The organism is Cellvibrio sp. OA-2007 (assembly GCF_000953825.1).
Taxonomy (GTDB): Bacteria; Pseudomonadota; Gammaproteobacteria; order Pseudomonadales; family Cellvibrionaceae; genus Cellvibrio.
The window spans coordinates 95488-109324 of the sequence record NZ_BBUL01000020.1 but is presented as its reverse complement, the minus strand read 5'-3'; the positions used below and the strand labels follow the sequence as shown (position 1 = coordinate 109324).

Here is a 13837-nt window from a genome sequence, read left to right as displayed (position 1 = left end):
CAGATGTTGGCTATGAGTAATAAATCGTTTTTAGGAACCGGTTGGAGTTTTCCTCCGCAGTTCACCAGCAAAGGATTGGCAATGGTCAGTGCAGAACAGGATATTCACGAAAGCTTATTGATTCTGTTATCAACCACACCGGGTGAACGCGTGATGCAGCCTATTTATGGCTGCGGTTTAAAGGCGCACGTATTCGATACACTCGATGAAAGTAGTTTTGCGGTAATGCGCGATACGGTAGAACAAGCGATTTTATTTTTTGAACCGCGAGTCATTGTCGAGCGCATTGATGTGAGCGGTGACGACTATCGCGAAGGCAAAGTGGAAATTCATGTTCACTACCGGGTGCGAGCGACTAACAATCGCTACAACCTGGTATATCCGTTTTATTTTAATGAAGGCAGTAATGTCTCAGCTTAACTTGCTATTACCCATGCGCGCGAGTGAGCGCCACCTGCGAGTTCGCCAATGAGCGACACGCATACGGCGCCAACAGGCTTGCCACTACAGCTGCATGTCCGCGATGGCATGAGTCGGCAGCGTCGCTATTTACCTGCGCTTGAGCAAAATTATTTTAATGTTGATGAGATGAGCTTCGCGCAGTTGCTCACGCAGTTGCAAGACTATGCGCGTCTGGTGAAATTGCCCGGTGTCAATTTTTCGCCGGAAGACATTGAGCAACTCTTATTTGCGCGCGATGAAATTGTCGTCATGGCTCAGATACTCGCGTTGAATATCGATGATCTGGAGCGACGGTTTAACGCGCGTTTGCAACAGGAAATTGGCAGTGAGGAATGGGCGCTGAGCGAAGCGCAAAATCCTGCTTCGGTATTGGGTTTAGCGCGTCTATTGGATCATTGGCTGTGCCTGTTAAAACACCCGCAGAGCAGCGCCGGCGAAAATCTCTACGGCTTGATTGAGAGTGTGATTCTCGGTCTGGCTAAAGAATTGTATCGCGTGCACGGAGTGATGCCGGAGCGTGTTAAACAATCCCAGTATTTTTCTGCACATTTTATGAGTTTGATCACGGCGGGTGATCAACAGGATCGAATACGCGAACAACACAACATACATCAGCATAGTGAATTAAATATTCGCTCGCTCTATTCCTCGCTGCTTAAGGCGGCCGATATGATTCAGGCCAGTGCCCGTGAACTATTACCGGGATCCATGCAGAGTAAAAATCACGACCCGGCGCTGGCACTGCGTGTTGCGTTCGCAACGCTTTATCAAAAATTGCAGCTGCGTTTAAATCGCTTTACCCTGGATTTTATCGATTTCTATTTTACTCAGGTATTGCAAGCCAGGCCGCGCCCGATTCAACCCGATAGCGTCTATCTGGTATTTCAGCCCGGCGCTAAAGAGCGCGATATTCGCCTGCCCAAGGGCACCGAATTTTTTGCCGGTATAGATAGCGCCAGCCGCGATATTGTTTACGCCTCTGACGATGAGGTGATTATCAATGACGCTCAGGTAGAACAGCTGTACAGTTTGTTTTTCCCGCGTATTAATCTTGATTTGCGCACACAAACAGCACCGCACAAGACTGCAGAAAAAAGCAAAAAAATATCCGCGCGCGCCAGCGTATCACTGGCCGATGGCTGCTGGTTAAACGCAATTAATGCCGCACCAAAAGCCGATAAAAAAACCCGGGATAGATTCAGCGCTCATCCCTTTTTTGGCGCCGCGCGCAATCTCACCAATAGCGATGGCCGTGCCAGCGACGCAGCACAGAGTGCGCGTCTCGGTTTTGCAGTGGCGAGTAATGTGTTGTTATTGCGCGAAGGCCAACGCCATATCACGGTGGAACTGGTATTTGAAGATATCACTCGGCAGCCTTGGAGCAAGCTTAATAATATCCTGCGCTACTTGCCCAATATCAAAGACAATATTGCCGATGACAAAGCAAAGTTTTTTGCTTACTTCAGCAAAATGTTTCAACTCAGCCTGACCACGGCAGACAGTTGGTTAGATATTGCCGAATACAAACCTGCTTACAGCGCGACCGATGTCAGTATTAACCCCAATACTGTGCGCTTGAGTTTTTTATTGCCGGAAAATAGCCCGGCTATTAGCGCTTATAAAACAGACGTACATGGCGACCCCTTAACCACCGCACTGCCGGTATTGCGCTTTAGCTTAAAAGAAAATTATCTGCAGTATCCCTACGACATTCTGAAACAATTGGTGTTGAAAGAGGTGCGTATCCAGGTGGATGTAAAAGGCTGTCACGATTTGTTGTTGCACAATAATATCGGTCAGCTTTCACCACTCGCGCCGTTTGCACCGTTTGGCCCCATGCCGGATGTGGGTTCCTATTTTATTGTTGGCCATGAAGAGACACGCACCAAACAACTCACATCTTTAAGTGTGGATGTGGAATGGAGCAGTTTGCCCGTTGTTGCAGGCGGGTTCGATAGCTGGTATCGCGATTATCTGCAGCCGAAAAAAAATCAACTGTTTGTTGCCGGTGTGAGTGTTTTGGCCGATGGTCGCTGGCAGCCCAATGGGGTAGATAATAACAGTGAACAACCCCTGTTTAATTTTCCGCTAAAAAATGGCACAGCTCATTTAACTGCGCCGCAAACCCTATCGGCCGCGAGCGCAATTCCGTTTTACAAAGCGCAAGATCAACATCAGGCCAAGCGCCCTTTTAGCTATTCGCCGCAAACTCGCTCCGGTTTATTTAAATTTACTTTGCAGGGGCCAGCGGGGGCATTTGGTCACCGCGAATATCCCAATTTGCTTGCCGAAGTGTTAACGCACAATACCCGAATTAAACATCCGCGTTTTGCACGGCCCATTCCCAATCCGCCCTATACACCAGAAATCAGTGCGATTAGGTTGAATTATTCGGCGGTATCGATTTTGACGCTTGCGGATACCGGTCGCGAAGATGACCCCTGTTATAAAGATCAATTTTTTCATCTGCACCCTTTGGGCTGGGAAGCTATATCGCCGCTACGTCATCCACGTTTGTATTTATTGCCGCAATATTCTGATGATGGGTCGCTTTTTATCGGCATAGCAGCAAGTGAAATTCAACAGTTAAGTTTATATTTTCATTTACAAAATAATTCATTGCCTTTGAGCAATGAAATACTCGCGCAAGCGCGCCGCGAAGGCCGCACCGGTTCGCTCACCCCTGCCGCCTTGGTGAACTGGTCTTACTTGAGTGACAACCAATGGCGGCCGCTGAATCCGCGCTATATTCTGAGCGACTCTACCGAAGGTTTTATGACCTCCGGTATTGTTACGCTCACCATGCCGGAAAAAATAACCACCGGCAACAGCATTATGCCCGGCGATTTGTATTGGTTGAAAGTCAGCGCCAATCAAGCGCTCACCCATTTTAGCGACTTATTTTCTGTCTATGCCCAAGCAGTAAAAGTGAGCTGGCGCTCGGGTGCCCATCCCGCAGCGGAGCATCCTATGCAGTTGCCGCCCGATACGATTAAACGCACACGGAGCACGATTCCCGGAATCACCGGCATCAGCCAAATTACTCACTCGTTTGGTGGTGTGCCTGCCGAAAATATCGCCCATCTGCGCACTCGTATCAGCGAACGCTTGCGTCATAAAAATCGCGCGCTCACGCCGCTCGATTACGAAATGCTTATTCTAGAAAAGTTTCCGCAAGTTTATAAAGTGAAGTGTTTTGCCAATTTGTGCACTGATCCCCACGCTCCTGTCTGCCCGGGGCATTTGCTGATAATTCCCATCGCCCATCGCGATTTAACTGATGGCCAGGGTTACAAGCCCTATTTCGATGGACACTTAATGTTATCCATTAAAGAATTTATTGCACCATTAACGCCGTCACTGGTGAAGATTTCGGTAGAAAATCCAGTCTATGAAGAAATTCAGGTGCGCTGTGCGGTGCAATTTAAAAAAGGTCTGCATAGCGGTCGCCACCAAAATCTATTAAATCAGGCGCTCTGTGATTATTTATCGCCCTGGACTGCGCAGGGCAACAGTGTGCATTTTGGCTGGAGTGTGAGCGAGCAGGAAGTGAAATCCTTTATTCACAATTTGGAATACATAGAACACGTTACTGATTTTTCGCTACTGCGCATTGCACCCCAAGGTGATGGGTTATTTATTCTCGACGATACCGGCAGTGTGGAAGGCCCAGAAAAATATCGCCAAACACTGAAGCCCAACTATGCCTGGAGTACCGCTGTACCCCTGCAGCATCACTATTTAGACACACTGGATCAACATCGCCAGATACACGCCCAGCGCACGGGTGTGGATGAACTGGAAGTGGGTAGTACTTTCATCATTCCCTAACAGGCAAGCACGAATAGGCAAGCACGATGGAAAAATTAGATAGAAACGCGCTAAAAAATAAATTCAAAAAAGGAAAAATGCCTTCGGAGCAAGATTTTTCCAATTTAATTGATTCGATGGTCAATATCCTCGAAGAGGGTTTTGATAAAACCAGTCGCGATGGTTTAAAAATTTCCCAATTGATGGGTTCTGGCAGGTTGCTCAGCTTTTATAAAAATATCGCGGTGGAAAGCCCGCAGTGGTTTCTTGAATTGAGCACCAGTGAAAATAAATTGCACTTTGGTACACCCAACTGCCCGCGTGTATTAAGCCTTTATAGTCACAGCGATGACAGTCAGGGCAACTTACGCGTGGCGGTGGGTATTAACAAAGAAAATCCGCAGACCACACTCGATGTTGAAGGCACTATTGCCTCTACCGGGCGCATGGGTAAAAACGGTGAGATGGCGGTAGCAGCCGATGGCAACTGGTACGACATCACCAGCGCCTTAACCGGTTGTGAAGCGTTTGAGATTGTCGCTGGCGTGGGTGGGCAGGATGCCGATGGCAAATACGCGCTGCTGCATGCAACCGCGTTAAATACTTTTAATGGCAAGGGCAGTATCAACGCGCAGGACGCCCATTTTGGCAACAAATGTAATCGCATTGAATTGCGCTGGCAGCCCGTGCCGGAGCAGGGCCAATTTCATTTTAAATTGCAAATGCGCACGCAATGTTCCTACGGAAAAAGTATCTGGATTAAATATCATCTGACGCGCCTGTGGTTTGATCCGCTGATGTTAGAAAGTAATCAAGCGCCCAATAAATAAATGGTCTTGATCGTGTTTTTAACCAATTAACGCAATCAATGAGATGAGCAAAAAAAATGACTGAAGCTGCTGCGCGTGAACTGCATTTTTATCTGACGTTGGAACAGAGCAGCCTGATTTTGGAGGCGCTGGTTGAGCAGCCGTTTAAACAGGTGTTTGAAATTATCGGCCAATTAAATCATCAGGCGCAGCAATTTTATCAAACCGACGCTGCCCGCAGCGCCCCTGCACTGTTTGTTATCAGCGCCGCAGATTTTAGTGTTTGCATCAAAGCGCTGGGTGAGCTGCCTTACAACCGCGTATGCACACTGGTTAATTATCTGCATCAACAATTGCAAACCCAGCAGATAGGTGCGATTCATTCGCGCACAGATAATATAACAACGCAGGAAGCTGACCAATGAGTTCGTCGGAAGTCATCGCGCGTCTGCAACAAGATCCAGATGGGCTAGACTTTGCCAGTTTGCGCAGCGAGGGTATTGCCCGCGCGCAAGAACTTGCCGGCAATATCTGGACGGATTACAACCTGCATGATCCGGGTGTGACTATTTTGGAGCAGTTGTGCTTTGGGTTAACGGAGTTGGCCTATCAAGCCAATGTACCGGTAGCAGATTATCTTGCCAATGAGCGCGGCCTGATCGATTTTAATCAATACGCTTTGTATAAACCGCAGGATATTTTCCCCACTCGGCCAGTTACTGCAGAAGATTATTGCAAGCGTTTATTGGATGAAGTGCCCGAGATAGATGCAGTTACTATTACCACGTTGGATGCGCAGGTTAGTTATGGCGCGTGTCTTTATCAAATCGCGATTAAATTATTAGAGCCACTGACCGGCCCTGCCTATAGCGACGCACAAAAAAAACACATAGTGCAAAAAGTACAGCGTGTTTTTCTGCAAAATCGCAATCTGGGGGAAGATCTCGCCAGTGTCAACATCGAACAGAGTGAAGCCTGTTTTTTAAAAGGTGTGATTGAGACAACGGGTAAACGCAATACGGCGGCCATTTATGCCGATGTATTTTTTCAGGTCGCTCGCAAAATCTCCTCCAACATTCGCATCGAGCGCTATGAAACGCTAGTGCAACAGGAAATGGATCTGGCGGATATTTTCACCGGTCCGCTAACTCGCCACGGCTATATCTACAGCGATGAACTCAATGCGCACAACAGTACCAAATCATTAGAAGAACTTAATGGTTTGGTGGCAAAAATCGAGGGCGTGAAAAAAGTCTATCGTTTAGAGCTGGTCGATAGCACCGGTAAAGCCCTAGATACTCAGGCGATTGACCAGCAATCATTTTTTCTTAAATTTCCGGAAGATCTCGAACAACAGCAGTGGCTAAAAATCGATTTTAATCCAGGTAAAACAACCGATCCGGCCGGTGTTGTAAAAGCCCGTGGCGAAACCATTGAAGTGCTTATGGAAGAGGCGCGGCGCGCGTTGCAAAAATTGGAATTTGAATACCGTGCATTTCGCACCAATAAAACCAATGCAACAAATTTCTATCCGCTACCGCAAGGGCGAGCGCATAGCGAAATTGCCTATTATTCTGTGCAACACCATTTCCCTAATGTTTACGGCATTAATGCGGCGGGTGTGCCCCACAGTGAATTGGCTGAACGCAAAATACAGGCGCAGCAACTTAAATCCTATCTCTATCCCTGTGAACAGCTGCTGGCCAATATGCTTGCCCATATCCAGAATTTGCAGCAGTTGTTTAGTTTAAATGAACAACCGAATCACAGCTATTTTGCGCAATATTTAGATAATCACCATATCCCCAATTTTGTCGAGCTGTACGCAAATGATCGGATTGATTTGGCGGCAATTCAAGCTGTGCAGGCGAAGCATGATCAGGCATGGGATCGCAAAAGTCGCGCGCTGGATACACTGCTCGCACTCTATGGCGAAGAATTTTCACAAGAAGCGCTGCTGCATTTTAATTATTATCATGAAGAACAGCCGGATTATTGGGCAATAGATAATAAAATTCGTTATCTATTGCACTTGGTTGAAATCAGCAATAGCCGCTCGGGTGCGTTTAATACCAGCGAAGCACATTGGCAATCCAGTAACCTGAGTAGCCTGCATAAAAAAATCAATATTCTGCTCGGTATTCAACAACTGGATAGCATCACTCCTTTGTCGCAGTGTTTTGCCGCCAATCAAATCAATTTGGTGGATGATAAAACCATGGGCCAGCGTTTGAATGCGGGCGACAGTGAAAGTGCTGCGCAGCAACCCGTACCCAAACTCAAAACAAAACAGCAGCAAAAATTGTTGCAGTGGAATTACACTCCAAGTAAAGCGCTCACGCTTAGCCCGGCGATGATTTGTGAAGGTACCAGTATTGATGCCTATCGTCTGCGCCCGCAGAGCCAAGGTGACCTAGTTGATGTGTATTTTTATTCCCAGGCTCAAGACCGCTGGACAGCGCTAAAAAAATCGATGGAGCGGGAGCAGGCCATAGCCTATGTGCATAAATTCAAAAAAATCATCACCGATATAAATGCCGGTTCAGAAGGATTCTATTTGCTCGAACATATTTTGTTGCGGCCGCGCACAGAGGCAAACACAACAGACGCTAAAGATGAAAGCCAAACGTCGCTGAGCGATGATTTCTATCACTGCCGCTTAAGTTTTATTTTCCCCAAATGGACCGCAAGGTTTGCCAATCCCGCGTTTCGCCAATTTGCCGAAAAAACCATTGCCAATCATTTGCCCGCGCATTTATTTCCTCAAGTCTATTGGCTGAGTTTACGAGAGATGGAAGCATTCGAACGCAGCTATCAACCCTGGTTAGACGCGTTGCATCAGTACGAGCAACAACATTTGGCAGCTGAAGTGAATGGCACGATTACAAAAACGCTTGACCGAGCGGCGCAGCGTGTGCGCGCTTGGCTTGAGCAACACACGCCCTCTGCGGCCTATTGGATCTAAGCCATGCAAACCGAGCATCGCATTGATGAGTTGATTGTCGATCTGTCGTTCAACACGACCAGACTCGCTCGTCATGAAACTGCGCAGCTCAATGAATGGTTAACTGAGGATTTGTTACCCGCGTTGGACAGAGTGTTTTCGCACTACTCGCCGGGAACGCAAATTTTACGCTTTGAAACCCTGGAGTTTGATTGCGGTAGTCTGACTAGCCGCCATTATCAACAAGCAATTCGCGAGCAATTATTAAAACAGTTTGCGCAGTTATTAGCGTCGCAATTATTAGCCGTAGCGCCAGAAAATACGCATCTGCAAATATCAACTGCACAGCGCGACACGCCAAATGCCGAGCTGGCCCTGAAGCAATTATTTAGCTATTTAGCTACCGGACAATTGTCGGCGCATCGCCCTGTTGTGCAACAGCAGACTTCGGCTAGCAAAAATAAACAGACTCAATCGCCTGGGCTTCATGCGCAATTGTTGGATGCGGTAATTGCGCAACATAATATTGCCGACTTACTGCGTGAGCTGCCGCAGCGCGATCTGTTGATTCAGCGTTTGTTAACCCAATTTACGCTTCTGCAGCGCATGGAATTATTGCGTCAACTTGCACCGCAACAAGTGCAAAATGCCATCGCCCTGTTTGATCTATTGCAATTATTAGGGAGCAACTACCGAATTTATTCATCCCACGCAAAAGACCAATCGATAATTGCTGGTTCAACGATTGAGCCTACAGAAATTAAAGGCTCAACAACTGAGCGTTTAATGGCTGGTGATCAACTTATTAATTATGACTCGCTGGGTTCCGACGCAGTACAACAGACGGTATGGGAAGCCTTATTGGAGTTGGCGTTAGCACAGCCGCAGGCAACAACACAATTTTGGATTAATCAGATTCTGCATAAACTGGCGAGCAAATTTGCATTCAGCGAAAATCAATTACGACAAGATTTAGTCGCCATTAAACGTCCCTCTGGTGCTGCCGCCAAGGCGCTGGAGGATCTACAAGCAGTTATTGCAAACTCAGTAGCTGACACGAGTTTTTCAGGCGATGCCCAAAATTTTGCTGCAAATCAGATAGATAATCCTGTGTATCCAGCAAGTGCTAGCCAATCTGCATTAAATAAGACTGCGCAGCCATCAGCCAGCGGTGAATTACCCATTGACCATGAACAACAATCTACTGGGCAATTACAGCAATTAGTTGCAGCTGCACTGATTCGCGCGGATGTCAGTCAATTACAGCAACTCTGGCCACAGTTACTGGCGAATGATCAATTATTCATAACAGCATTACAGCATTACCTACCGCAACCCGAAATTCGGCAACAATTAATGTTGCGCCTACCCGTTGATTTGCAGGCGGGGATCATTGCTTTGTTGGCGCCAGCCTTAACCGATATTTTTTATCGCTTACAACAATGCGCTACACAATTAAATTATCACATTGTTGCACAGTTAAAATCATTCACATCTTTAACTGCCCGCAGTGAAGACAATAGCCAAAACGAAAATAAAGTTGTCCAGCAATCCGCTGAATTAGTTGCTCGGCAACTATGGGAAATAACGCTGGGTCTCTTATTTAACGGCTCTTCAATCAATTCGCATTATCAGGGCCAGAGTAAAGTATTTATAAATGCGGTGGCGCAGCGTTATGCTGAACTGCATAATTTGGACGAGCAGCGTCTGCAACAATTATTGCAGACGCTGGTATTTGGCCAGCAACAGGACGAAGCGAGCAGTAGTGATGATATATCTAGTGAAAAGACCGAAAGCATTAACGCTGGACCAGATGGCATTAATCCCACAGCAGAGTTGCAACAAAACCAACAAATACTACAGAAAAATGAAGAACTACAAAAAAACCAACTACTACTAAAAAATCAAGAACAACAATCAAGTTACCCTGTATCGAACGCGACATTAGCGAGTGCAAGTGTTGCGCCTGATACTTCTGATTTTGCTGCCGATACATATCATTTTACTGCAGATGCTTCTGGTCTCATTGCAGACTCTGTTCGTTTAAATTCCGATACTACTCGTTTCACTGCCAATAGTTTGGTCAGTGTTAGCGATCATCAGTTATTTGATTTGTGCCTGCGTTTAAAAAGTGGCGCGCTGGCTTGGTCGTCACTGGCTGCTGATGTGGTTTTATTGCAGCGTTTGATTAGCAGTTATATTCGCCTTGGCCACAGTGCCACCGCCGAAAACTGCGCTGAATTTGTTGCGGCTATAGATGCGCAAGCAGAATCCAGCTATGCCCCCGCTACTTTTTACCTAACCGTATTAAAAACACTGATAGCCGATAAACTAATAGATCTAGAGTTGATTGCACAAACTGTGCAACGCAATAACAACAGCCCACAGGTTAATGCTGAAATTCCGGAAGCTGTTACATCGGTAGTTAAACATGATATTGAAGCGATTACACAAGAACTGCTGAGAGATACGCAGCCTCTATCGCGCTTGCAACAGTTACAACTCAATACCATACAGTGGCAGGAATTAACGTTTGAATTGCTTAAGCGCAGCTCAGTGACTGATGCACATGCGGACTTGATTGCGGCGATTGAAATACAAACACGATGGCTATTAAATCCAACACTCTGTTATCGTCGGATTATTCAAGCGATTTTGCAACACCAGTCTATAGATCTTGAAGCCTTTGGGAACGAATCAACAGAAAATCCGGTAAATGCAATTACACAAACGGGTGGACGTGACTTGCCACAACAGGCTCAGGTAGTTGAAAAAATTCCGCAAAACTCTAGTGTTCATTCACAAGATCAAAACGGCATTGCTTCAACTTATACGACAGCGGCAACAGATCCTATTGCATCTATAGTAAAAACATTAACTATCGATACATGGCCGCTGTCGCATTTACAGCAATTGCAACTAGACGCAACACAATGGCAAGAATTGGCCTGTGAGCTGATTAAGCATAATGCGGTTGCTAATGTAACTGATGTCGCTGATATAACTGATGTTGCTAGCAACACAGAGTTGATCGCGGCTATTAAATCTCAGGCGCGTTCTGCGCTTAATCCAATTATCTATTATCGCCAGATTATTCAAGCAGTCTTGCAACAGCAGCCGATTGACCTTGAAGCGTTCTCAGCAACAAATGCGGATCAGCAATACACCAGTGCAAACAGTAGCGTTAATAATCTAACGCAAGAAGTAACAATTGCCACTCATGCTGATCATCCTGAGTATTTCAACTCGGAATCTCCTGGCTCAAAAAGCCTTTACCTAGAACAAGCGATAGATTATTCGCTATCAACAGGAGCTGATACTTCTGTGCGCAAACCTGCACTCTCTCTGGCGCAATTGTTCGCGGCTAACCAGCCTTTAACGCAAGAACAATTATTGATGCTACAACAGCATGTTAATTTGCTGCTCAATCATCCCAATCCAACCCTGGTTGCTGAATGGAGTGAATTGTTAACTCTGGCAAATAATGCGCAACTGTTAATTCAGTTAGTGCCTTCACATTTGCTGCATCAAATAATGCTGCGCTTACAACCTGCGCGCTATGCCGCGCTGGATGCCGTGGTGAAAGTGGTACTAGAAGCCATGGCGCTGTTGGTCAATGATCTGAATAACCCGGCAATTAAACAGGCCAGATGGGAATTTATTATTCGCTATCTATTAACAGTTAATGACAATCAGATAGTAACGGCGAGTAGTGAATTGGCGCAGACCCTATCCATTGACTTATGTGAACATCTGGCGACTGCTGCAGGGATTAATGATCTGCAGCGGCTAGTGAATTTGACACAACGTCGTATTGCGTTATTAAAACCTGTGGCACAACAAAAGCCGGCGATGCGCTTGCAAGAAATCAATACCAATCCCGCAACCCAAAGCGATGAGAGTACGCCGCAATGGGAATCCGGCCTGCATATTAATAATGCCGGTCAGGTATTAGCGGGCGCTTTTTTACCGCGTTTATTTTCTATGTTGAATCTAATTCAGGATGGAAAATTTATTCACCCAGGTGCAGCGGATCGCGCGGTGCATTTAGTGCAATTTATGGTGACCGGTGAAGCCTGCACACCGGAATACGATTTAATCCTCAATAAAATTTTGTGCGGTATAAGCACCAGCATTCCAGTTAGTGCGGGCATTGAAATTACCGAGCAGGAGCAGACGCTAATTGAACAAATGCTTACCAGTATGATCCAGCATTGGAAAGTATTGGGCTCGACGTCTATCGCCGGATTGCGCGAAACCTTTTTCCAGCGACAGGGTTGGTTGGTTTTGGAAGAAGATTGTTGGCGGCTGAAAGTAAAAGAGCAGACCTTTGATTTACTGCTCGACCGATTACCCTGGAGTATCAGCCTGATTAAACATGGATGGATGGATAAACCGCTGCGCGTTTCCTGGCGCAATCACTCCTGATTATTGATTGAGATAAATAAGCTATGCAGATTAGCCAAGCCAATGCCAAAACACTTGAACAGGAACTTGCCTGGTTCGATGCTGTGTTGAATTTGCGCTTTACCCATTATTTTGGTTCGCCTGAAACACAACAGGCGACTGCCGATGTGCGCAGTTTGAATCCGCCAGATCTGAGTGATGATAAATCCCCCTATGCGCAGATCGTGCGCGATTACAAAATGGGCTTTGATGAGCGGTTGATATTTATTTTATGTTTGATCCCGCATTTGCGGCCACAGGCGTTGGATATCTTTTTTACCCAGAGCCAGGTGACCGGTCGCACCTATACCGAATTTGGTGGCTGGCGTGGCAAAGCGCACAGCGGCTTTTTACCTACCGCAGAAACTGCCGTGTTTATTTTGGCCGGGCAGGAGTTAAATCGCCGTTTTGATGCGTTGCAGTTATTTGACGAGCAGCATTATTTTTTAAAACAGCGGTTGATTAAACTAGAGCATCAAGCCAGTGGTGAGCCTTTTTTAAATGCAACTATTTCAGTCACCGCCGAATTTTTACATCGCTGCACCCATGGTCATGTACATAAACCGGATTACAGCATCGAGTTCCCGGCAAAATTAATCACCAGCAAACTTACGTGGGATGATTTGGTTTTATCAGCGGATGTAATAGATGAAATTGATCATCTGCATACCTGGTTGCGTCAAGGTAAAGAGTTAGTCAATCGCTGGGGTTTGGAAAAATCCATTAAAGCAGGTTATCGCAGTTTATTTTTTGGGCCACCGGGAACAGGTAAAACTCTCACTGCTACCTTATTGGGTGCCAGTGTGGGTGTGGATGTTTACCGCATTGATTTATCTATGGTGGTTTCCAAATACATAGGTGAAACAGAAAAAAATCTCGCCGGTGTATTTGATCAAGCCGAAAATAAAAATTGGATTCTATTTTTCGATGAGGCCGATGCCTTGTTTGGCAAACGCACCCAAACCAGCAGCTCCAATGATCGCCATGCCAATCAGGAAATTTCCTATTTACTCCAACGGGTAGAAGACTTTCCCGGCGTGGTCATTCTGGCCAGTAATATCAAAGCGAATATCGATGAAGCTTTTGCACGCCGCTTTCAATCGATCATTTATTTTCCGCTGCCCGATGAAACCGAGCGCTTGCGTCTGTGGAAAAATCTTTTGCCCGATACATCCTTGTTATCCAGCGATGTAGATCTGGCAGCACTGGCAGAAAAATATGAGCTCTCTGGCGGCTCCTTAACTAATGTGGTGCGCTATGCGGCAATTCGTGCAACACGTATGCAGCGCAATACCCTTGAACAAGCTGATTTAGTACAAGGCATCAATAAAGAACTTCTCAAGGAGGGGCGTACGCTCTAACTGAT

Annotated in this window: 7 protein-coding genes; all 7 read left to right on the top strand. The window is 46.3% G+C overall.

Annotated elements, in window-relative coordinates; all coding sequences use genetic code 11:
* Positions 1-12 precede the first annotated feature (12 nt).
* The 7 genes from AWU77_RS00730 to AWU77_RS00700 are packed head-to-tail and all read left to right on the top strand — an operon-like array spanning position 13 to position 13832.
* Entirely contained in the window at positions 13-420 is a 408-nt protein-coding gene (locus AWU77_RS00730; protein WP_062058458.1) for a GPW/gp25 family protein, read from the top strand.
* 48 nt (positions 421-468) lie between these two features.
* A complete protein-coding gene (locus AWU77_RS00725) occupies positions 469-4293 on the top strand; it encodes a baseplate J/gp47 family protein (protein ID WP_062057720.1) in 3825 nt (1274 codons plus the stop codon).
* Between the two features lie 26 nt (positions 4294-4319).
* Positions 4320-5102: a hypothetical protein gene (locus AWU77_RS00720; protein ID WP_062057717.1), complete on the top strand. Its 783-nt coding sequence runs from the start codon at positions 4320-4322 to the stop codon at positions 5100-5102.
* Positions 5103-5158: 56 nt separating this feature from the next.
* Entirely contained in the window at positions 5159-5506 is a 348-nt protein-coding gene (locus tag AWU77_RS00715) for a hypothetical protein (protein ID WP_062057714.1), read from the top strand.
* Positions 5503-8046, top strand: a complete 2544-nt coding sequence (locus AWU77_RS00710) for a hypothetical protein (RefSeq protein ID WP_062057711.1) — start codon at positions 5503-5505, stop codon at positions 8044-8046. Before AWU77_RS00715 ends, AWU77_RS00710 begins: the two co-directional genes overlap by 4 nt.
* A 3-nt stretch (positions 8047-8049) precedes the next feature.
* Complete coding sequence (locus AWU77_RS00705; protein WP_062057708.1) at positions 8050-12453, top strand: contractile injection system tape measure protein; 4404 nt, start codon at positions 8050-8052, stop codon at positions 12451-12453.
* Between the two features lie 23 nt (positions 12454-12476).
* Positions 12477-13832: an ATP-binding protein gene (locus AWU77_RS00700; RefSeq protein WP_062057705.1), complete on the top strand. Its 1356-nt coding sequence runs from the start codon at positions 12477-12479 to the stop codon at positions 13830-13832.
* Positions 13833-13837 lie beyond the last annotated feature (5 nt).

What these genes read in the sequence shown, in the direction of transcription:
- AWU77_RS00730 (WP_062058458.1), top strand. Translation starts at nt 13, where the DNA reads ATGAGTAATAAATCGTTTTTAGGAACCGGTTGGAGTTTTCCTCCGCAG.
- AWU77_RS00725 (WP_062057720.1), top strand. Translation starts at nt 469, where the DNA reads ATGAGCGACACGCATACGGCGCCAACAGGCTTGCCACTACAGCTGCAT.
- AWU77_RS00720 (WP_062057717.1), top strand. Translation starts at nt 4,320, where the DNA reads ATGGAAAAATTAGATAGAAACGCGCTAAAAAATAAATTCAAAAAAGGA.
- AWU77_RS00715 (WP_062057714.1), top strand. Translation starts at nt 5,159, where the DNA reads ATGACTGAAGCTGCTGCGCGTGAACTGCATTTTTATCTGACGTTGGAA.
- AWU77_RS00710 (WP_062057711.1), top strand. Translation starts at nt 5,503, where the DNA reads ATGAGTTCGTCGGAAGTCATCGCGCGTCTGCAACAAGATCCAGATGGG.
- AWU77_RS00705 (WP_062057708.1), top strand. Translation starts at nt 8,050, where the DNA reads ATGCAAACCGAGCATCGCATTGATGAGTTGATTGTCGATCTGTCGTTC.
- AWU77_RS00700 (WP_062057705.1), top strand. Translation starts at nt 12,477, where the DNA reads ATGCAGATTAGCCAAGCCAATGCCAAAACACTTGAACAGGAACTTGCC.